The 19,581-nt window shown below is 71.7% G+C and carries 17 protein-coding genes; 8 read left to right on the top strand and 9 right to left on the bottom strand.

Features of this window, described 5'->3' with window-relative positions; genetic code table 11:
• Nucleotides 1–67: 67 nt before the first annotated feature.
• Together LDL48_RS14715 and LDL48_RS14710 are read right to left on the bottom strand one after the other, a co-directional pair.
• Complete coding sequence (locus tag LDL48_RS14715; RefSeq protein WP_225255662.1) at nucleotides 68–3,724, bottom strand: LamG domain-containing protein; 3,657 nt, start codon at nucleotides 3,722–3,724, stop codon at nucleotides 68–70.
• A 655-nt stretch (nucleotides 3,725–4,379) separates the two neighbouring features.
• Nucleotides 4,380–6,668, bottom strand: coding sequence for a DUF7933 domain-containing protein (locus LDL48_RS14710; protein ID WP_225255661.1), 2,289 nt, complete (start codon nucleotides 6,666–6,668; stop codon nucleotides 4,380–4,382).
• A 139-nt stretch (nucleotides 6,669–6,807) separates the two neighbouring features.
• Between LDL48_RS14710 and LDL48_RS14705 the strand changes: the two genes are divergently transcribed.
• From LDL48_RS14705 to LDL48_RS14685, 5 genes are all read left to right on the top strand, one after another.
• Nucleotides 6,808–7,371: a hypothetical protein gene (locus LDL48_RS14705; RefSeq protein WP_225255660.1), complete on the top strand. Its 564-nt coding sequence runs from the start codon at nucleotides 6,808–6,810 to the stop codon at nucleotides 7,369–7,371.
• Nucleotides 7,372–8,029: 658 nt separating this feature from the next.
• Nucleotides 8,030–8,527, top strand: a complete 498-nt coding sequence (locus LDL48_RS14700; RefSeq protein WP_225255659.1) for a hypothetical protein — start codon at nucleotides 8,030–8,032, stop codon at nucleotides 8,525–8,527.
• 83 nt (nucleotides 8,528–8,610) lie between these two features.
• Nucleotides 8,611–9,111, top strand: coding sequence for a hypothetical protein (locus LDL48_RS14695; protein WP_225255658.1), 501 nt, complete (start codon nucleotides 8,611–8,613; stop codon nucleotides 9,109–9,111).
• Between the two features lie 6 nt (nucleotides 9,112–9,117).
• A complete protein-coding gene (locus tag LDL48_RS14690; protein WP_225255657.1) occupies nucleotides 9,118–9,594 on the top strand; it encodes a hypothetical protein in 477 nt (158 codons plus the stop codon).
• Nucleotides 9,591–10,397, top strand: coding sequence for a hypothetical protein (locus LDL48_RS14685; RefSeq protein WP_225255656.1), 807 nt, complete (start codon nucleotides 9,591–9,593; stop codon nucleotides 10,395–10,397). The genes LDL48_RS14690 and LDL48_RS14685 overlap by 4 nt, the downstream gene beginning before the upstream one ends.
• On the opposite strand, the gene LDL48_RS14680 is transcribed toward LDL48_RS14685, so the two are convergent.
• A complete protein-coding gene (locus LDL48_RS14680) occupies nucleotides 10,384–10,863 on the bottom strand; it encodes a 2'-5' RNA ligase family protein (RefSeq protein ID WP_225255655.1) in 480 nt (159 codons plus the stop codon). The two genes, LDL48_RS14685 and LDL48_RS14680, sit on opposite strands and share 14 nt — an antisense overlap.
• A 51-nt stretch (nucleotides 10,864–10,914) precedes the next feature.
• Here LDL48_RS14680 and LDL48_RS14675 point away from each other — a divergent pair, with 51 nt between their 5' ends.
• Complete coding sequence (locus LDL48_RS14675; RefSeq protein WP_225255654.1) at nucleotides 10,915–11,916, top strand: SDR family oxidoreductase; 1,002 nt, start codon at nucleotides 10,915–10,917, stop codon at nucleotides 11,914–11,916.
• Nucleotides 11,917–11,920: 4 nt separating this feature from the next.
• Here LDL48_RS14675 and LDL48_RS14670 read toward each other — a convergent pair whose 3' ends face one another.
• Together LDL48_RS14670 and LDL48_RS14665 are read right to left on the bottom strand one after the other, a co-directional pair.
• Complete coding sequence (locus tag LDL48_RS14670) at nucleotides 11,921–12,277, bottom strand: hypothetical protein (protein ID WP_225255653.1); 357 nt, start codon at nucleotides 12,275–12,277, stop codon at nucleotides 11,921–11,923.
• Between the two features lie 50 nt (nucleotides 12,278–12,327).
• On the bottom strand, nucleotides 12,328–12,564 hold the full coding sequence (locus tag LDL48_RS14665; protein WP_225255652.1) for a hypothetical protein: 237 nt from the start codon (nucleotides 12,562–12,564) through the stop codon (nucleotides 12,328–12,330).
• A 230-nt stretch (nucleotides 12,565–12,794) separates the two neighbouring features.
• On the opposite strand from LDL48_RS14665, the gene LDL48_RS14660 reads away from it, so the two are divergent.
• On the top strand, nucleotides 12,795–13,403 hold the full coding sequence (locus LDL48_RS14660) for a flavodoxin family protein (RefSeq protein WP_225255651.1): 609 nt from the start codon (nucleotides 12,795–12,797) through the stop codon (nucleotides 13,401–13,403).
• 127 nt (nucleotides 13,404–13,530) lie between these two features.
• Here LDL48_RS14660 and LDL48_RS14655 read toward each other — a convergent pair whose 3' ends face one another.
• On the bottom strand, nucleotides 13,531–14,796 hold the full coding sequence (locus LDL48_RS14655; RefSeq protein WP_225255650.1) for a DUF4407 domain-containing protein: 1,266 nt from the start codon (nucleotides 14,794–14,796) through the stop codon (nucleotides 13,531–13,533).
• A gap of 167 nt (nucleotides 14,797–14,963) precedes the next feature.
• Here LDL48_RS14655 and LDL48_RS14650 point away from each other — a divergent pair, with 167 nt between their 5' ends.
• Nucleotides 14,964–15,866 (top strand): AfsR/SARP family transcriptional regulator, encoded by a 903-nt coding sequence (locus tag LDL48_RS14650; protein WP_225255649.1) that lies wholly within the window; start codon nucleotides 14,964–14,966, stop codon nucleotides 15,864–15,866.
• On the opposite strand, the gene LDL48_RS14645 is transcribed toward LDL48_RS14650, so the two are convergent.
• The 3 genes from LDL48_RS14645 to LDL48_RS14635 are packed head-to-tail and all read right to left on the bottom strand — an operon-like array spanning nucleotide 15,835 to nucleotide 19,525.
• The gene (locus tag LDL48_RS14645) at nucleotides 15,835–16,479 is read right to left on the bottom strand and encodes an SIMPL domain-containing protein (protein WP_225255648.1); all 645 of its coding nucleotides are present in this window, start codon (nucleotides 16,477–16,479) and stop codon (nucleotides 15,835–15,837) included. The two genes, LDL48_RS14650 and LDL48_RS14645, sit on opposite strands and share 32 nt — an antisense overlap.
• 19 nt (nucleotides 16,480–16,498) lie before the next feature.
• Nucleotides 16,499–18,724 carry a putative bifunctional diguanylate cyclase/phosphodiesterase gene (locus LDL48_RS14640; RefSeq protein ID WP_225255647.1) on the bottom strand — a complete coding sequence of 742 codons (2,226 nt, stop codon included), beginning with the start codon at nucleotides 18,722–18,724 and terminating at the stop codon, nucleotides 16,499–16,501.
• Between the two features lie 30 nt (nucleotides 18,725–18,754).
• Nucleotides 18,755–19,525 carry an SGNH/GDSL hydrolase family protein gene (locus tag LDL48_RS14635; protein ID WP_225255646.1) on the bottom strand — a complete coding sequence of 257 codons (771 nt, stop codon included), beginning with the start codon at nucleotides 19,523–19,525 and terminating at the stop codon, nucleotides 18,755–18,757.
• Nucleotides 19,526–19,581 lie beyond the last annotated feature (56 nt).

Below are 19,581 nucleotides of genomic sequence, written 5' to 3'. Positions count from 1 at the left end.
GTCATCGGTCGTTCTCTCCGAGTCGGGTGGAGCAGGCAGCCACGGGAAGGGTGAGGAGGGAGACGGGTCAGTCCACTTCGGGCGGCGCCTGCTCGTCGTACAGCATCGAAACGCGCGGGGCCGTCAAGGCGCCCTGATAGACGAGCACCTCGTCGATTCCCCCGAACCAACGGTCGGTCATGTTCCCGGCGTTGTTGTCACCCGAGTACCAGGCACCACCGATGAGGAGGGGACCGCTCGCATTCCACATGCTGACTCCGGTCTTCGGCGGAGCCGCTCGCTTGCCGTTCACGTAGAGGGTGAGCGACTTGGCTTCGGCGTCGTGGACCAGCGTCAGGAGGGACCAGGAACCCTCATCGTCGATGTCGAGCGGAGTGGGCGCGATCAGAGCGCTGTAGGTCTCTCCGAGGTCCTGATCGACGCTAACCGTCATGGCTACGAAGTGGGTACCGGTCGCTCCGTTGACCGTCGTCTGCCGTGTCCCGAGATAGAACGGTGACTGTTTGTTGCCCTTCGGCGCGATCGCGGTCATCGTCCGGCCAATCGAGTCGACGTGCACCCAGGTCGACACAGTGAAGGACCGGTCGGTTCGCAGCACTGGCGCGTCTTGCCATTGGGCCGACTCGGCTGGTGGGGCAGCGTTGTGCTGCGATATCGCGTACTCCCGGGTTGTCGTGCCGTAGAGCGGGTGCCCGGGATCGACGTCGTGCGTATCGTCGAGCCAGGCGCCCAATCCGTGAGTGCTGCTGCCCCCGATGGCGACGCCCGGGCTCAGCTGCAAGCGACGCCCCCACGTGCTGCTGTCCATCGCTTCGCAGGTGAATTCGATCATGGGGTTTTCACATGACACCGCCTGGTTGAAGTTCCAGGAGCCCACCTGGACCGGCTCGAAAGCTCCTGCCAGATCAGCGCCCTCCGAGGTTTCCTCCGACGCGAGTTGACCGGTGAAGTCGTGGCCGACGAGTACCCGGTCGAACACCTGGGCGTCGACGACGTTGCCGTTGAACCAGTTCGCCGGCTGGCCGTTGGCGAGGCCGCGGCCGACGACGAGTGATCCGTTCGCCGCCCAGGGACCCCCGGTACGGGCCGTCTCCGTGACGAGTTTGCCGTTGACGTACAGGTTGAGCCGCTTCGTCGCCTTGTCGTAGACGCCGACCAAATGGGTCCACCGGCCGACATCGGAGGAGGTGAGCGCGGAGGCGGCATATGCAGTGGCAGCGGGGGTCGCAGCCTGGTCGCTGTCCCTCATCGTGAACGCCCACCGCGGTGTCGCCGGCGAGCCCATCAGGCGAGTTCCCAGCACGAAGCCCGACATCTGCGCCCCGTTCTGGCTCATCGCCACCATGTCGACCGCCGTGGGGAGCGTGCCCAGGCGTACCCACGCAGCCACGCTGAACGACTGCATGGTGTCCACAACCGGACCTGTCGTCGTGAGATGCGAGGAGCCGCCGAAGGCGGCGCTCTGTGCGCCCACCATGCGCGCGTTGCCGGCCCAACCCACGTTCGTCGGCGCCAACGGCGAATCGCCGCCGAGCGCGGGTGCGCTGTCGGCCAGCGCGACGTCCTGACTCACCCCGGGGTAAGTCTCCAGCCCCCACTGGGCCACGGCGGGCGTGGGCCGGCCGACGTTCGTCTCCCAGGAGCCGTAGCCCTTGTTCTTCGTGGAGTCGATTGCCTGCGCGTGGAGGACGTTGATGCCGTAGCTCGGTGCCGTCACCGTCACCTTCGCTGCCTTTCCCGCCACGCCCGCCACCGTGCCTGCCGGAACCTGGAACTCCGGCACCTCCTCCCAGCCGTACTGGAAGGTGACGGTATCGGTGGCCCTCGACGCCAGCAGGTATTCGCCGGGCTTACCGGGCCCCGCCGGCTTCGAAAGTTCCGTCACCGTGATGTCCGGAACCGCGGTGTCGACGGTGAAGTAGCACCAGTCGGTGAAGTCCGTCGGAATGTTGTACGGCGCGGGATCCGTGCCCCGCACGCGTACCGCATATCTCTTGCCGTTGGCCGCACCGGACACCCGCGCCGTGGTGGCCCTGCTGTTCGCCGCGGCCGACGTCCGGGGCGGCGCGGTCTTCAGGGCCACGGTGCCCGACGCGGTCACCTCGCCCCATTCCCAGGTGCCGCTGATCGACTGGCTCTTGTCGGCGTCCGGGAAGTTCGCCGAGAAGTACGGGTTGGTCAGGCCGATCCGGATCCCGGCCGTGGTGCAGGCCACCCCGTTGATCTGTACGTAGTTCGGCTTGCCCGGCTTGGCGTCCACGTCGGCGATCAACTTGGCGTTGCCGGGCAGGAACTTCTTCCAGCGCTTCTTCTCGGTCTCGTACTCGCCGTCCTCGTTGCCGGCACTGAAGCCGACCGTCACCGTCGCGTTGCCCTTGCTCGCGGCGTTCGCCAGCATCGACGTGACCCCGCCGCCGGTGAAGTTGACCCACATGTCGTTCTGCGGCGAGTCCGGGCAGCCGCGTCCCTCGTTGGCGTGCGACTCCGCGGCCGACACCCGGGTGAGCAGCTTCGTCGACCACTTGGTGCGCGGCGTGGCGCTCAGCGAACCGGATCGGTACATGTGCGTCCACGACATCTCGCAGGTGTACGAGTGGTCGATCTTCATCTGCACGTACGCGGACTCGATGTGCTTGGCCGCCAGCTTCTTCGTCGCGAACTCGAAGAACGAGCGGTACACCTTGCTGCTGTTCGGGTCCCGCCCGACCCGGGCGACCGAGGTGTCGGTGTTGTTGCTGTTGTTGTTCGTCGCGTACGCCCAGCGGGCCTTGCCGGTGCTCCAGGCCGGATCGATGAACAGCGGGAACGTCGCCTGCCCGGACAGCATCCCGGCGTCCGGCTTGAGCACCAGATCACCGGCGGGCGTCACCTCGGTCTCCACCTCGGCCACCCGGGCGGCGTCGCCCGGCGCCGACGGGCTGGACGGATCGCCGAGCGCACCACGCGGCGCGGCGGCGCGGGCCGCCACCGGCGGAACCTGGGAGTCCCACATCGCCGGAGCGGGTGCGCTGGCCACCAGCACCCCGTCGGCCACCGCGCTGAGCGCGCCGCCGGTCAGCCGCTGCACCCGGGCGTCTCCGCCCAGCTCGAACGTGATCCGGCGCAGCTCCGGGTTTGCCGCCGCGGCCGCCGTCTTCACCTTGAGCACGTGCGAGAAGCCGGTGGGCGTGGCCCGCACGGCCAGGTCCACCCCGGGCAGCACTTCCGGGTACGTCGCGGTGTCCCGGTCCACCGACGGCGGCAGCAACGCCCGCCCCGGCCAGGTCAGCGTCAACGTCTTACCGTGCCGCACCGCGGTGACCAGCGGACCGGATCCGTCCGGCGAGAACCGCACGTCCGACACCGACGCCCGCGGCCGCAGAGCACCGTCGGGACCGGGCGCCAGGTTCAGGTCCACGTCCGCCCACGAGTCCCCGCCCCGCCGGACACGTTGCGGCACCGCGGTCGCCTCGTACGTCAGGCGGCCGGTCGGCTCGGCGAACATCTGGCTGACCTCGGTGCGCTCGTCGAGGACCTCGACCCGCTCGTCGGACGCCTTCGCCAGCGCCAGAGCGGACCGCTCGTCGGGGGCGGTGCGGGCCGCGGGTGGCAGCGCGGCCGGTGCGGCCGGTGCGGCCGCGGCGGGCGGGCCGACGGTCAGCGACGACGCTGTCAACGCCGATACCAGTATTGGTCCAATGAGGACCCGGACAGAGCGCATGCGTGTATCGGCGAACAACGCCATCCCCCGTGTTGCAGCAGATCGATGCGAGGACAGTAGATGTCCGCCGATACTTCTGTAAACCGACGTCACAGCCGGCCACCACGAACGGAATTCCGTGGCACAAATCGGTCGCCCCAACTACGTTTCGCGTTTCATCCCAGGGGTGGTCATGAGGTTCATGGCGCGCGACATGAGCGACGTCCGAATCCGGCCACCGTTGTCCGCAAGGGCGGACGTCCGGCGGGCCCGGTTCGGGCAGCCGGCACGGCTTCGGTCAGCGGGAACGGCTCCGTGCTAGCGGGCTACCCGGCCCGGATGCCGAAGGTCGCGGGTACGACGAGTCGGCGACCCCTACGCTGCCCGAAACGCGGCTTTGTCCCGACTCACGGTCGGGTCCGCCACGCGACTTTGCCCCAATACGCGCCCTTGTCCTGTCGAGATCTTGGAGGCGCTGGCGAACCTTGGAGCCGCAACGCCCCCAGAGGGGCCCGGGCCCTCCAAGATCTGCCCACGCCTCCAAGATCTCCCACCCCGCTCCAAGATCTCCCACCCCGCTCCGAGATTTCCCGCACGCCGCCAAGATCGGATCGGCCCCGCGAGCTGACGGCGCCGCAGACGTGTGGCACCAACGCAGCGCGCCCCGGCCGAAAGCCGGGGCGCGCCGTGCGTTACGCGGTTATCCGAGAACCCGCCGGCGCGGCCGTCCGGCCAGCACCAGCGTCCCACCGCTCACCACCGCACCCACACCGAGCAGCAACAGCGTCGCCACCCCGGGCCCGGTGACCGGCAGGCCGCCGCCCCCGCCGTCCGCCTGGACGGTGATGTCGAGTGCCATCGCCCGCGCGGTGCCGTCCGGCGCCACGCCCTGGGCCACCGCGGTGTGTGCACCCGCGGCCAGGTTCGCCGGCACGGTGACGAGTTTGCGGAAGTCGCCGGCCGCGTCGGTGATCGCCGTACCGAGGAGCACCGGCTCGGAGTAGATGGTGATCAGGACGGTGGAGAACGGCGCGAAGCCGGTACCCACGAACGTGATGTCCTGGCCGGGTTCGGCCCGGGTGATCGGGCCGTCCGTGGTGGTCAGGTCCAGATCGGTTTCCGGCGGCGCCGGCGGGATCACCGGCGCCGTCGCGGTCACGGTGCCGGCGCCGGTGGTCACCAAGGAGGTGCCGTTCGGGCCGCGCGACACGACCGTCAACGTGTACGGGCGGTCGGCCACCGCCCCGACCACACAGCTCAGTGTGGTGGTGGCGCAGGACGTCTCGATGGCGCCCGATCGTGCGGTGGCCACGTAGTCGGTGATTCCGCTCGTCTCCGCCGGCGCCGTCCAGGTCACCAGGATGGAGGATTCGCCGGGCGTGCCGGCGACCGTGGGCGGCGCCGGCGGCCGGGGCAGGATCTCGACCGCCTGCGCCACCGGTTCGGCCGCTTCGTACTGTCCGTTGCCGGCCTGGACGGCGGTGACCTTGCAGGAGCCCTCGGTCAGGACGGTCAGCACGTTGCCGCTGACCGTGCAGACGTTGGCGGGAGCGCCGACGAAGCCCACGGTCAGGCCGGACGACGCCGTGGCGGCCAGCGTGCTGGTGCCGACCTTGCGCGGTGCCGGCTGGGCGAACGTGATGGTCTGGGCCAGCTTGGCGACGTCGAGGCGCGGGTTGCACGACGCCTGCGCGGCGGGTGAGTCGACCGGCACCGACGCGAGGCAGGCACCGAATCCGGCTTCCACGTTGGCGAGCTGGCTCAGTGAGCCGTCCAGGAGGGAGTACTCGCCGCCGGCCGCACCGAGCACGTCCACCCGTACCTCGCAGTGGTGCTCGTTGGCCGGAAGCGTGCCGCCGGTGAGGGTGATGAGCCGGCCGCCCACCGGGGCGGTGACGGTGCCGCCGCACTCGTTCTCGTCGACCGACGCGACCTGCAGGCCCACCGGTAGCGTCAGCCGCCAGGCGACGCCGGTCGTGCCGACGGAGAGGTTGTCGTCCCACCGGTACAGGCTGAGCCTCAGGCTCGACGTCTCGCCGACCTGGATGTCGTCGTCCTTGAACCAGCCGACCAGGTTCGGGTAGCGGGGCAGGACGGTGAGCGTGTCGGTGGTGATGCCTTCCCCGATGTCGCCGTCGCTGTTGGTCACCCAGCTGTTGTCGAGGGTGTACGTGCCGGAGTGGCGCGACGTCACGGCGACGGTGATGGTGCACTGCTGCTGCTGGGAGAACAGCTCGGCGTTGGACACGACGATCTGGCCGCTGCCCTCGTCGGCGCTGACGTCACCGGCGCAGGTCTTGACCGCGCCGTCCGAGGCGATCCACATGTTGTCGGGCAGGTCGACGGTGAAGCCGAGGCCGGGGACGTCGCTGGTGGAGATCAACGGCATGCGCTGGATCGTCAGGACCAGGTTCGTCGTCTCGGGGTTGCGGATCGAGGTCTTCGCGAATTCCGCCCGCAGGTAGGTCGCGAATCCGTTCCGGGCGGACACCACGGGGACCGCGGGCTCGGCGACCGCGGGCTCGGCTTTCGACGTCAGCGCCTTGGCGGGCGCGGGCTTGACAGCGGTCGCTTTGGCAGCCGCCGCCGTCAACCGCTGCGCGGCCTTCTTCTCCGCCTTCGCCGCCTTCGCCGCCGCCTTAGCAGCTTTCCTGGCCGCCTTCTCCGCCGCCTTCTTGGCTGCCTTCTCGGCCTTCTTGGCTGCCTTCTTCGCCGCCTTCTTCTCGGCCTTGGCGGCCTTCTTCTGAGCCTTCTTGGCCGCCTTCTCCGCAGCCTTCCGTTCGGCCTTCCGTTCGGCCTTCTTTTCGGCCTTCTGCTCGGCCTTCACGTGGGCACCGGCCTCAGCCTGCCCGCCCGCCGCAGCCTTCCCCGCCACGGAAACCGTGCCCGCGGCCGCCGCCGGTTGGCCGGCCACCCCGAGGCCCGCCAGCACCGCCAGAACGGTCGCGGCAGCCAGGGCCGCCGACCGTCTGCGCTTGACGTAGTCCATATCGCGCCCTTCCTCGGCTGTCAGTCCACCGCAATATAGGACGAAAGGGTGATATCGGAGAGGGAACGCCGATCTCGAACACCTTCGAAGTAGCCGGCGTCCTCACGTGTTCCTGACAACTCTGTTCGAGAGTGACCGCATGCGGATCAAGATCCTCGGCGCGATGGCCGGCACCGTGCTGTCGCTGGCCCTGCTGGCCGGCTGCTCGGACGAGCCGACCGAGAAGAAGAACACGGACGTCGCCACCCTGCAGACCGCGAGCCCCACGTCGGCCGCGCCCCCGTCGGCCGAGCCGCGGGAGCGCCCGGTGGTCCGCCCGGACGAGGGCAAGGAGGAGTTCGAGCGGTACGTCGAGGTCTGGGCGAAGTGCCTGCGCGACGAGGGTGCCACCAAGGACAGCGGCCTGAAGCCGCGGATCAGGGACGACGCCAAGGGCAAGGCCGCCATGAAGAAGTGCGACCACCTGTACCCGGAGAACTGGATGGAGCGGGAGGCCCGGACCAACCCGGACTACGTGGACCGGCTCCGGGACACCGCCAAGTGCCTGAAGGGCAAGGGCCACAAGGTGACCGTGGGCGGCGACCCGGTGGCGCTGATGTACGGCGACAACACCAGCGCCAACGAAGCCTACGACGACGAGCAGGAATGCCAGCGGGTGGCGTTCAAGGAAAGCGTCGAGAGGTACAACAGCGAGAAGAACTGATCGGACGAACGGGCGAACCTGAACGGGATCGCCCGGACGTCCGGCCGATCTTGATCGAATTCCGTCCGAGCACAGATGGACGCCCGATCGCCGCCCCGCCCACAACCGCGTTTCTTCTGGTGAAGCGCGGTTGTCCTCCACATGACCGCGCCTCGCCCGGACCGGTGCAATCCTGCCGGCCCGGGCCGTGTCGTCCTGGCCCTTACCCGGCGGTCCGCCGGCGGCCGGACGGTGCGGAGAACCGGGGCCCGTGAGGGTCACGGACGGGGGTGACGTCGGCCCGCCAGTCGGCGGAGCCCCCACGTACGAAGGCTTTGACGACGACGCATTTGGTCGGCCCGCAGGAAAGTGGTAGCACCGCGTTTGCGCCGGATGGGGCGGTTCTGTGAAGAAACGATGCTTCACCGGCACATCGATCCCTCGCGCATTCCGGTGCTACGTCTACCCCGCGCGGGTTAGCCCGGACGGACCCAAAGGTCGGATGCATGCGCCCGAAACGGCGCACGGACACCCGATCTCAGGCCCGTTCGAAGTCGGGGAATGTGGTGTCGGCACCGAACCGCCTCCACCGGGACGGTGCCGCGTCTCTTTCCCGCGCCCCGGGCCGTGGTCCCGACGGACCCGGGGCGCACCTAGCCTTCGCAGGAGGAACACGCGCATGCGCCGAGTCACCAGACGGTCCACCGCCATTGTCGCGTCCTCGGCCGTCGCGGTCGGTGCCGCCGGGATCGCCTGGGCGGCGTGGACGCTCACCGGGTCCGGCAACGCCGAGGCCCGCGCGGGTTCGGTGGTGGCGCTCAAGGTGACCAGCGCCGGGCTGCCGCCGGGCGGCCTGACCCCGGGCAACCCGACCGCGGTCAGGTTGACGGTGGAGAACCGGAACCGGTTCCCGGTCCGCATCACCCGGATCGAACTGAGCCGGTTGAGTTCGCCGAAGCCCGGTTGCGTGGCCGGCGACAACGTCGACGTCGTCAACACCGCACCGTTGCCACCGGCGGCGGCCGCGACCGTGCCGGCCGGCAGCGAGGACGCGCCGGCCATCGCGACGATCACCTGGGCCGGTCCCCTGCAGATGAAGGCGGACCCGGCGAACGAGTGCCAGGGTGCCCCGTTCACGTTCGACGTCCGCCTCGACGCCGTCAGCGCGGCCGCCTGATGACGGTGGTGGGGCGAGGCGGGGGCACCGGCGTCGTCCCGCCGCTGCCGGCGCCGGACCACCCGCAACCGAAAGCGAGCAACATGAGGAAGCGGAAGCTGGACCGCCGCAGCAAGGTGGTCCTCAGCCTGGCCGCCGCGGCGGCCGTGCTGGTCAACGCGGGCGCCGCCTACGCGTACTGGAGACTCAACGGCGCCGGCACCGGCGTCGCCGTGGCGGGGACCGCGATCGAACTCAAGCTGCAGGGCCGGTCGGACGACAGTCGGCCGCTCTACCCCGGCGGCACCACGAACCTGACGGTCGAGGTCACCAACCAGAACGACTTCCCCATCAAGATCACGTCGGTGGTGGCCGGCGACGGCGCGGTGTCCGCGGACCCGGACCATCGCGCGGGCGGCTGCCGGACCACCGGCGTGGTGATCGCCGCCGAGGTGCTGCCGGTGGCGTGGGAGGTACCGCGGAACACGATCGGCGTCTTCACCGTGCCGGACGGGCTGAAGATGACCAACAACTCCGACTCGGCGTGCCAGGGCGCCACGTTCACGATTCCGGTGCGGGCGACCGGCGTCAGTGCGGCCACCTGACCGCCGGTGACCGTGCATCGATGGCAGAGGACGGTGGCCGCCGGCGCGATACTGGCCGGCGCGGCCGCCTGGGGCACCGGGCTGCGTCCCGGGGAAACGGCGGAGGACGCGATGACGCTCGTGGCCCGGCAGGGCACCGCCGCGCAGTACACGTTCGCCGTCCGGTCCACGCCGGTGGACGACCTGTATCCGGGTGCCGAACGCCGGCTCGCCCTGACCATGACGAACCCGTACGGATTCGATCTGCTGGTGACCGCGGTCCGCGCCGACCTGGTGAGCACCACCCGGCCGGGCTGCGCGCCGGTGCCGGCCAACCTGGTCGTCCGGGCGTACGCCGGTGACCTGCCGGTCCGGATCGGGGCCGGGGCCGAACGGGAGACCGGAGCGGTCGCCCTGCACATGCCGAACACCGTGGTGGACGACTGCCAGCGGGCCGGTTTCACGTTCGCCGTGCACGCCGACGCCACCCGGGACGCCCGGTGAGGGGCCGGTCCGCCGGGCCGGCGGGGCGGCGCCGGTTCCTGCAGCCGCTCCTGCTCGCGCTGGGTGTCGCGGTGGCGCTGGCGGCCGGCGGCGGCGTCGGCCGGTTGACCGGCTGGGCGACCGGGTCGCCGCCCGAAACCTTCACGGTGTACGCCGGGAAGGTTCCCCGGGTCGCCAAGCCCCGGGTGTACCGCCACACCCAGCCGCGCATCTCCTGGACGTCCGTCGAGATCGCCCCGGACCGGCCGGCCCAGCGGTACCTGGTGACCCGCCATCTCGGATCGGTCGCCCAGCTCGCCTGCAACGTGCCGGCCGCCGCGGGACCGCGGTGCACCGACGTCCACGCGCCGGCCGGGTACCGCGCCACGTACACGGTGGCCGCCACCTACGGTCCGTCCTGGGTGGGGCCGGCCAGCGAACCCAGCCGGATGGTCGAGACGCCCGGCGTACCCGTGCCGATCGCGATCGCCGGGGCGACCATCCTGCCGGGCGCCGCCGGTACCCCGATCGTCGTGCGCACCGCACCACCCGCCGCGCGGACCCGTCCGAGCGCCGCCGTGTCCGGCCCGCCGGCGGCGCCGGGCATCGAGCCGGAGCCCCAACCCTCGGAACCGGCGGCCGGCGCGGTGGTGCCGCCGGTCGTCCGCCCACCGGCACCGCCGGGCCATGGGACACCCGGCGAGCCGGCGAAGGAATCCGGCCGGGACCCCGGTCAGGACCGGCCCGGTCCGATCGAGCTGCCCGCGCCGGTACCCGACCTGGAGCCGGTGGAGAAGGAACTGCCGGCCGTCACAGACGAGTGACGGTACGGCTTTCGGTGTCGTAGCTGCGGGCCGCGACCAGCCATCCGCGCCGGGCCCGCAGTCCCGACAGGAAGTCCGTCACCCGGGCCCGGTCGGCCGGGCGGACCCGCCGGGCCAGGCTCACGTGCGGCACCCACACGTCCGGGGCGTGCAGCGGGTTCGGATCGTCCAGCACCCGCCAGACCGCGGACTGCAGGGCGAGCAGGGCCGCGTCCGGCACCACCCGCCAGACCAGCATGCCCAGCCGGCCGTCGAAGAAGATCAGGCCGTCCAGCGTGACCGGCAGGGGCAGCACGGAGAAATCCAGCTCGGGTACGGCCGCCGCGCCCGCCAGTGTGACGTGCGGACGGTTCGTCGGATGCGGATGGGTGGCCAGGCTCGGCAGGCCCGCCTGAATGAGCCGGCTCCACACCGCGCGCACGGCACCCTCCAGCTCGTCGTCCAACAGCAGCTCGACGGTGCGCATACCGCGAGGCTACGAGGTTTCCCGCGGCGGCGATCGGTGAAGAAAGGGGGCATGACGAGGATCTCGGTGGTCACCGGCGCCAGTGGCGGCATCGGCCGGGCCGTGGCACGCAAGCTGGCCGACCGCGGCGACGCGGTGGCGCTGCTGGCCCGCGGCGAAGAGGGGCTGGACGCGGCGGCCGAGGACGTGCGGCGGCGGGGCGGCACGCCGCTGCCGATCGTGGTGGACGTGGCCGACTATGCCGCGGTGGACGACGCGGCCGCCCGGGTGGAGAAGGAACTCGGCCCGATCGACCTGTGGATCAACAACGCGTTCAGTTCGGTGTTCGCGCCGTTCATCGAGATGACCATGGACGAGTTCAAGCGCACCACCGAGGTCACGTATCTCGGGTTCGTGCACGGCACCCGGGCCGCGCTGGACCGGATGCTGCCGCGTGACCGGGGGACGATCGTGCAGATCGGTTCCGCGCTGGCGTACCGCGGGGTGCCGTTGCAGACCGCGTACTGCGGCGCCAAACACGCGATCCAGGGCTTCCACGAATCGTTGCGCGCCGAGTTGCTGCACGAGCGGAGCAACGTCCGGGTGACCATGGTGCAGATGCCGGCGGTGAACACGCCGCAGTTCTCCTGGGTGCTGTCCCGGCTGCCGCGCAAGGCGCAGCCGGTCGCCCCGATCTACCAGCCCGAGCTGGCCGCGTCCGCGGTGCTGTACGCGGCCGACCATCCGCGCCGGCGGGAGTACTGGGTGGGCGGTTCGACGGCCGGCACGCTGCTCGCCAACGCGGTGGTGCCCGGCCTGCTGGACCGCTACCTGGCCCGGACCGGGTACGACGGTCAGCAGACCGACGAGCCCCGGGAACCGGACCAGCCGGCGAACCTGTGGGAGCCGGCCGACGGCGAGGGCGCGGACCGGGGCGCGCACGGCGACTTCGACGATCAGGCCAAGGCGCGGAGCTGGCAGCTGTGGGCGTCGCAGCACCACGGCGTGCTGGCGGCGGTCGGCGGCGGGCTGGTGGCAGCCGGCGCCGCCTGGCGCTTCGGGCGGCGGGCCTGAGCGGTCAGGCCGCGTGGCGGCTGCGGCCCACCACCGCCTCCGGGGTGGGACGCTGGTTCGCCGCCAGAATGCGGCGTCGGGACACGCCGACCGTACGGGACGCGGAGCCGGTCCCGACCGCGAGCGGCGGGCCGGTCTCCGCCTCGGCCGGGGCCAGGTCGGCCGCCGCCGGGGTGCTCCGGGCCTGCAGGGCCATCGTGAACATCGAGTGCGAGGCGTGGTTGTACCCCTCGCGGTAGGCGTGGTCGCGTTCCAGGCCGTGCCGGTACCACTGGTGGATGCGACCGGAGGCGTAGCCACTGGCGATGACGAAGGCAAGCGCCAAGGCGATCTGGAGCAGGTTGTTACCCGGTGCCGTCATGCTTCTCGTCGTTCCTGACTGTCGTCGTGCGTGGGGAGGCGGATGCGGCGTCAGAGCACGCCGGTGTGGTCCAGGCGGGTGGTTGCCGCGGCGGGCTCCGGCGAGGACGTGCCGGGGAGCGTGCGGATCGCCAGGTGGAACAGGGCGTGGGACGCCTCGTTGTACCCCTCGCGGTAGGCCACCTCGCGCTCGAAGCCGTGCCGGTACCACTGGTGCACGCGGCCCGCGGCGTACGCGGTGAAGATCACGATGGCGACGGCCAGCGCGACCTGGATGGCAGTGGACATGTTCGAAGCTTAAAGGTTGTAATGCGGCAACCATACTGTCTGTATCGGTACGGCTTTGCTGCGTATGTACGCCAACTTTTAAGCTCTTTGTCCGGTACGGGCTGCGTGACAAAGGCCAGGCAGTGTGTCAAAGCGACCGGATCAGCGAGTGCCGGTCGCCCGTGGTTGTACCGCGATCATGCGGGTATGCCCCCCGATACCGTATCGCCGATCAGTCAGGAGCCGGACCCGTGAGCACCCTGCGCGCCGTCGTGTTGTGTTGCACGCTCAAGCCGTCGCCCGCCGAGTCCAGTGCGGAACTGCTCGGCCGTGAGGTCCTCGCCGCGCTGGCCGACCACGACGTCGATGGCGAGGTGATCCGCGTCGTCGACCACGACGTCCGGTTCGGCGTCTCCGTCGACGAGGGCGACGGCGACGCCTGGCCGTCCATCCGGACCAGGCTGATGGCGGCACACCTGCTGGTCATCGCGACGCCCATCTGGATGGGACAGCCGTCGAGCGTGTGCAAGATGGTGCTGGAACGCCTCGACGCGGAGTTGTCCGAGACCGACGACGAAGGCCGGCTGCGGACGTTCGGCAAGGTCGCGGCCGTGGCGGTGGTCGGCAACGAGGACGGCGCCCACCACGTCACCGCGGAGGTCCTGCAGGCGCTCAACGACGTCGGCTTCACGGTCGCCGCCAACGGGTCGACCTACTGGGTCGGCGAGGCGATGGGCAAGGTCGACTACCGCGACGCCGGGCCCAAGCCGGACACCACCGGCAGCGCCACCAGGACCCTCGCCGCCAACGCCGCCCACCTGGCGCACCTGCTGGCGGAACGGCCGTATCCGGCCGGCTGACCCGGCGGGCGCGGCGGCGCCGGGCCGGGACCGCCCGAACGCGGAACGGGCCTCCCCCGAAGGAGAGGCCCGTTCCGCGATCCGGCGCGACCGCATCAACAGAGCGTGGGCACGCGGTGCGCCGCTGTCATGGTAACTCCGAATGTGCAAGTTGCACTATCCGCGGACCGGTTTCACCCTCGGGCTCGTCCTCCGGTTCCCCGATGACCGCGGTGTGCAGGACCACCCGGGCCCGTGCCGCCGCCGCCCGGGCCAGCTGGTCGTCGTGCGTGGCCGCGTCGATGCCGTCCGCGATCACCCGCGCCGTGGCCTCGCCGTACGTGCGCGCGTCCTCCATCCCGCGCTCGTACGCGATCGCCGCGGCATGTTCCCGGCTGCGCGCGATCCGCGCCTCGGTCCGCTCGTAGGCATTGCCGTGCGAGACGAACTTCAGTCCCACCGCGGCGCAGTCCAGCGCCACCAGCAGCAGCGCGATGCCCAGATAGAACAGGCCGATGCCCCAGAAGTCCGAGGCGATCAGGTAGGCCATCGCCTTGGTCCGGGCGCCGAAGCCGGCATCGGCCCGGATCGCCTCGGCGTTCAGCACGCGCTGCTCGGCGATCATGCGGGTCAGGTCGGCTTCCTCCGCGGCCCGCGCGACCCGGCCCGGCCGCTGCGTCTGGAGCAGGTTCCCGGCCTGCGTGTCCAGCGCCGCGGCCTGGTCGTCCAGCGCCCGGGACCGCCGCACCAGCGTGTCGCAGTACCCGCCGTCCGGGCAGCCGGGCCGCCGGGACACCCCGGAGCCGACCGAGTCGGAGATGGCCTGGCGGTACAGCGTGCGGGCGTCCCGGCGCTTGTCCGCGGCCCGCGCGTTGAGCGCCGCCACCGCCCGGTCCTCGTCGGCGGTCGCCTTCTTCAGGTCCGCCAGCCGCGCGTCGTACGCCGCGATCGCCCCGCCCGACGCCATCGTGCCGATCTGCTCGTTGTGCACCTGGTTGAGCCGGGCGTCGATCTCGCCCTGGTAGCGGGCCAGCATCAGCGGCTCGGTGATGATCACCGCGAACAGCAGCGCCAGCCCGATCCGGCCGGCGTACAGCGAGAACGTGGGCCGGCGCAGCAGGTGGTGCGGGTCCGCGGAGTCCAGGCGTTCGTAGCTGATCGACACCCGGCCCACCACCGCCCGGTCGTAGGCCACCACGCCGGTGGCGACCAGCGGACCGACCAGCCACTGGTACCACGGGTGCGTGTAGTTGGCGCTGGCGTCCACGAACGCCGCGCCGCCGACCGTCGCGTACACGAAGTAGAGGAGGATGAACACGCCGATGGCGCTGTACAGCACCCGGTCGGAGTGGGTGGTCACGCTCGCCGGGTTGACGTTTGCTACCCGGAGCAGCAGATCGCGACGCCTCGGCATGCAGCCGAGTCTCTCCCATCCCAGCGGGACATGAAGGTGATTCGCAAGGATTCGGGGGCAGCATCGGTGCACGTCCAGTCTTTGTTCAGAGAATCTCCGGTCCCGCGTCCGTAGGGTCCCGTCACGGTCGGCCGTCACCCAGGGCAACCGACCGCGAAGGAGCGACCATGCCGACGGACACCGTCCGCTATTCCGTACTGGGCCCGATCCGCGCCTGGCGGGCCGGCGCCGAGATCGACCTCGGGTCACCGCAGCAACGCACGCTGCTCGCCGTCCTGCTGCTGCACGAGGGTGCGGTGGTGGAGAGCGGCGCGCTGCTCCGCGCCATCTGGGGCGAGAACCGGCCCTCGACGGCCGCGACCGTGGCCCGCACCTACGTGTCCCGGCTGCGGCAGGTGCTGGCCGAGCCCCGGCTGGTGCCCGGCGCACGGATCCGGTCCGCGGGCGGCGGCTACGCGCTGGCCGTACCGGAGGACGCGCTGGACGTCACGCGCTTCCGGCGGTACGCCGCCCGGGGCGCGGAGGCCTCCGGGCGCGGCGACTTCGCCGGTGCCGCCACCCACCTGTCCGCGGCGCTCGCGCTGCGGCACGGCCCGCCGCTGGCCGGGGCGGCCGGACCGTACGCCGAGGCGCAGCGCAGCCGCCTGCACGAACTGATCCGCACCACCGAGCTGGACCTGCTCACCGCGGAGCTGGCGATGGGCTCGCACCGGGCGATCCTGGCGGACCTGGCGGCCAAGGTCGCCGAACACCCGCTGTGGGAACCGCTGCACGAACTGTTCATGACGGCGCTGTACCGCAGCGGCCGCCAGGCCGACGCGCTCGCCCACTACCAGTGGGCCCGGCGCCGGCTCGTCGACGAGCTGGGCGTCGAGCCCGGCACCCGGCTGCGCGAGCTGCACCGCCGGATCCTCCTCGGGCATCCGGCCGTGGACGCCGTCGCGGCCGACACCAACCGGCACATCAACTCGGACACCGCGTTGCGCACCCGCACCGCCGACCTGTCCTGGAACACCCAGGTGGCGGTCGGGCGCGGGTTCAGTCCGACCGCAGCCTGGTGGGCTCGGTGATCGCCACCCGGACGGTCACCGCGGCGTGCACGGTCTGCCGCTGCGGGTCGATCTCCAGGTGCATCGGCGCGGACGCCGCCTCGGCCGCGCCGAACGAGGCCCGCATCAGCGACTGCCCCGCGCCCTCGTCGACGATCTCGACGAGCCGGTCCACCTCGGCACCGACCGCCTCGGCGTACTCCCGGGCCCGGCGCAGCGCGTCGGTCACCGCCTCCCGGCGCACGTCCGCACCGGCCCGGCTGCCCGGCCGCAGCTGCCACCACGGGCCGGACACCGTGGTCTGGTCCTGATTGCCCAGGCGCAGCAGCAGGTCGCCGAGGACCGCGAAGTCGGTCACGGTCACCAGGGTGGTCACGGTGCCGACGTACCCCGTCACCCGCTCGCCCCGCTTGATCTCCGGATAGATCTGGACCGCGCCGGTCTCCCGGCGTTCCACCGCGTCCGGGTAGTCGTCCAGCGCGGACCGCAGCCCCGCCGCCCGGTCGGTGAGCCGGGTCAGCGTGGCCTGCCGGTCCCTGCCGCCGGCGGACACGGTCACCGAGAACACGGCGAGGTCGGGCGGCAACTCCCGGAGCGCCTCGCCACGGACCACGACCATCGGTTGATCCACCATGCCCCGACGCTACTCCGGGTCAGCGATGGACGAACGCGGATGTCCGCAGCAGCGCCTCGAAGTCGGCCACCGGCACCGGCGGGCTGAAGTAGTAGCCCTGGATCGCCGGGCAGTCCACCGCCCGCAGCGCGTCCCAGTCCTCCGCCTCCTCGACACCCTCGGCCACCACGGTCATCCCCAGCGACCGGGCCAGCCAGAGCACCGCCGAGATGATCGACGCCTTGCGGGCGTCGCGGGCCAGGCCGGCCACGAACGACCGGTCCAGCTTCACCACATCCGCGGGTACGGACTGCAGCCACGTCAGCGAGCTGTACCCGGTGCCGAAGTCGTCCAGCGCCAGGCGTACCCCGAGGGCCTTGATCGCGTCCAGCCGGGCCGGCAGGTCGGCGATCGTGGACAGCAGCGCGGTCTCGGTGATCTCCAGGACCAGCCGGGCCGGGTCGTCCAGGCCGGTCTCCGCCAGCAGCCGGGCCAGCGTCGGCACGAAGTCCGCCTCGGACAGCTGGCGCGGGCTCACGTTGACCGAGACGTAGTCCAGATCCTGCCCCCAGCGCCGCAGCTGGCGCAGCGCCGAGCAGAGCACGTGCTCGCCGAGCGGCACGATCAGGCCGGTCTCCTCGGCCGGGCCGATGAACTCGCCGGGCCCGCGCAGCAGCCCGTCCGCGGCGCGCATCCGGACCAGTGCCTCCGCCCCGACGATGTGTCCGGTGCTGACCGAGACGATCGGCTGGAAGACCACCGGCAGCGTGACGTCGCGGTCCCCGGCCAGGGCCTCCCGCAGCCGGGCCTCGGCCACGATCCGCTGCCGCACGGCGACCCGCATCTGCTCGCTGAAGATCTCCAGCCGGTTGCCGCCGGCCCGCTTCGCCGCGTACATGGCGGTGTCCGCCGCCAGCACCGCCTGTTCCGCCTGGCCCGGGTCCGACACCGTGGCGACGCCGACGCTGGCGGCCAGTTGCAGCCGGCCGCCGGCCACCGGCACCGGCTCGGCGAACGCCGCCACCACGGCCCGGCCGGCCCGTACGGCCACCTCCGTCGGACCGGGCAGCGCGGCCACGAACTCGTCGCCGCCGAACCGCGCGATCAGCGATCCGGCCGGCACACACCGGGTCAGGCGGCCGGCCAGGACCCGCAGCGCCTCGTCGCCGGCACTGTGCCCGGATCCGTCGTTGACCGCCTTGAACCGGTCCACGTCCAGGTAGAGCACGCTGACCGGCTCGCCGCCCGCCGCGGTCCGGGCCAGTTCCTCCTCGAAGCCGGCCCGCGACAGCAGACCGGTCAGCGCGTCCTGCCGTACCTGACGCTGCACCTCGGTGACGTCCAGGCAGTGCACGAAGATCAGTCGCAGCCGGTCCTGCCGGTCTCGCAGGCCGTTGCTGTGCACCTCCACCCAGACCGACGAGCCGTCGGGCCGGTGGTACTCCCGGGTGAACGCGACCGCGCTCCCGGTCCGGGCCTGTTCCTCCAGGAGCGAGAGCGAGTTCGGGTCGGTCGGTACCAGCGGCAGGTCCCGCACGTTGAATCCGTCCGGCAGCGTCTCGGGCAGATCCAACCAGCGACGGTACGCGGGGTTGACCCGCCGGATCGCGCCGTCCGGCGTGAGGATCGCCATCGGCACCGGCGTCTGGTCGAACGCGATGCTCAGGTGGGCTTCGCTCTCGTCCAGATCGGCCTGGGCACGCTGTTCCTCGGACTCGGTGAGCCGCCACGCGACGGTCTGCAGGCCGGCCGCCATCAGTACCGCCACGCCGTGCAGCACCGCCCACATCAGCGGGTTCGTGACCGCGCCGTGGTGGCCGTACGTCTGCTCGCTGGCGACCGCGCCGAACGCGGCGTGGTGCAGCGTAGTGGCGACGAGGAAGGCGCCGAACGGGGCCCAGTCCCGGTACAGGGCCAGCGCGGCGACCGCGATGAAGAAGCTGAAGTGCGCCTCGGTGAGCCCGTCCAGCATGGCGACGAAGCCGCCGCACGCCACGGTGAAGCCGAGCGCCACCAGGATCGAGGCGAGCCGGCGCCCGCGCAGCCGCACCGCGCCCAGCACACACGGCAGGATCAGCAGGACGGTCACCAGCCAGACCAGGTCCAGCCCGCCGAGCGCCGCGCCCAGCCCGGTCAGCCCGACGACCGTCGAGGCCAGCAGCAACGTCAGCAGCCGGTGCCGCCGCGCCCAGTCCTCCGGGCGTACGCCGCCGCCGGTGGGGATCCACCCGCGCAGCCGGCCGCGCAACCGGGATACCTGGCCCATATGGCTCCGATCGGCAACCGGCCCGCCGGCCTAAGAAGTTGCCGGTGACGGCTCTGCGCCGGGCCGGACCCGGAGCAGCGCCCGGCACCACAGCGCGGACATCTTGGCGTAGCCGCCGTCGTCGGGGTGCAGCTTGTCGGCGAGGTCCGCCTCGTCGACCAGGCTGTGGTCGACCAGGTGCACCCGCGGGCCCCGGGCGGCGACGATGCCCGGGACGGCGGCGTTGAAGGCGTTGACGCGCCGCTGCTGCGCGCCGTGGTCCGGGGCGTCCTGCGCACCGACGATCCGGCCGACGAAGACGTGGGCCTCCGGGCGGGCCGCGGTGATCTGGCCGATCAGCGCCGACAGCCGGTCGGCGGCGCCGGCCGCCCGCGCATCGGTGTGCATGTCGTTGGTGCCGATGTGCAGCAGCACCACGTCCGGCCGATAGATGGCCAGCCAGCCGTCGAGCCGCTCGGCGATCTGGCCGATGCGCCACCCCGGGTGGCCCTCGTGGTCCAGGTCCGCACCGGCGCCGGCCGGACCGGACCGGACCGATCCCACGAAGTCCACCGCCATCCCCGCGCGGACCAGCCGGCGGTACAGGTCGACCCGGTACGAGCTTTTCGTCCGCGACCCTGAGCCGAAGGTGATCGAGTCGCCCAGCGGCATGATCCGCAGTGGTGCGCCGGCCTGGGCCGGCCCGTCACCGGACGCGTCCACGGCGGCCGGCGAGACGGTGCAGACGACGCCGGCCAGCACCGCCAGGACCGCCGACATGCCACCGGCGAGGCGGGCCATCCGATTGCGTCGAGACGTCATGCGCAAGGGATCGGAAGCGCCCGGTCCCGGTTGAGCGTGGATCCGGCCCGCAACCG

Origin of the sequence: Jidongwangia harbinensis (assembly GCF_020216025.1) — a bacterium.
GTDB classification, from domain to species: domain Bacteria; phylum Actinomycetota; class Actinomycetes; order Mycobacteriales; family Micromonosporaceae; genus Actinoplanes; species Actinoplanes harbinensis.
The sequence above is the reverse complement of the archived record's forward strand: the minus strand, read 5'-3'. Positions and strand labels throughout refer to the sequence as shown.

Coding starts and splice junctions, on each gene's coding strand:
- LDL48_RS14715 (WP_225255662.1), bottom strand. CDS start 3,724: ATGGCGTTGTTCGCCGATACACGCATGCGCTCTGTCCGGGTCCTCATT.
- LDL48_RS14710 (WP_225255661.1), bottom strand. CDS start 6,668: ATGGACTACGTCAAGCGCAGACGGTCGGCGGCCCTGGCTGCCGCGACC.
- LDL48_RS14705 (WP_225255660.1), top strand. CDS start 6,808: ATGCGGATCAAGATCCTCGGCGCGATGGCCGGCACCGTGCTGTCGCTG.
- LDL48_RS14700 (WP_225255659.1), top strand. CDS start 8,030: ATGCGCCGAGTCACCAGACGGTCCACCGCCATTGTCGCGTCCTCGGCC.
- LDL48_RS14695 (WP_225255658.1), top strand. CDS start 8,611: ATGAGGAAGCGGAAGCTGGACCGCCGCAGCAAGGTGGTCCTCAGCCTG.
- LDL48_RS14680 (WP_225255655.1), bottom strand. CDS start 10,863: ATGCGCACCGTCGAGCTGCTGTTGGACGACGAGCTGGAGGGTGCCGTG.
- LDL48_RS14675 (WP_225255654.1), top strand. CDS start 10,915: ATGACGAGGATCTCGGTGGTCACCGGCGCCAGTGGCGGCATCGGCCGG.
- LDL48_RS14670 (WP_225255653.1), bottom strand. CDS start 12,277: ATGACGGCACCGGGTAACAACCTGCTCCAGATCGCCTTGGCGCTTGCC.
- LDL48_RS14665 (WP_225255652.1), bottom strand. CDS start 12,564: ATGTCCACTGCCATCCAGGTCGCGCTGGCCGTCGCCATCGTGATCTTC.
- LDL48_RS14655 (WP_225255650.1), bottom strand. CDS start 14,796: ATGCCGAGGCGTCGCGATCTGCTGCTCCGGGTAGCAAACGTCAACCCG.
- LDL48_RS14650 (WP_225255649.1), top strand. CDS start 14,964: ATGCCGACGGACACCGTCCGCTATTCCGTACTGGGCCCGATCCGCGCC.
- LDL48_RS14645 (WP_225255648.1), bottom strand. CDS start 16,479: ATGGTGGATCAACCGATGGTCGTGGTCCGTGGCGAGGCGCTCCGGGAG.
- LDL48_RS14640 (WP_225255647.1), bottom strand. CDS start 18,724: ATGGGCCAGGTATCCCGGTTGCGCGGCCGGCTGCGCGGGTGGATCCCC.
- LDL48_RS14635 (WP_225255646.1), bottom strand. CDS start 19,525: ATGACGTCTCGACGCAATCGGATGGCCCGCCTCGCCGGTGGCATGTCG.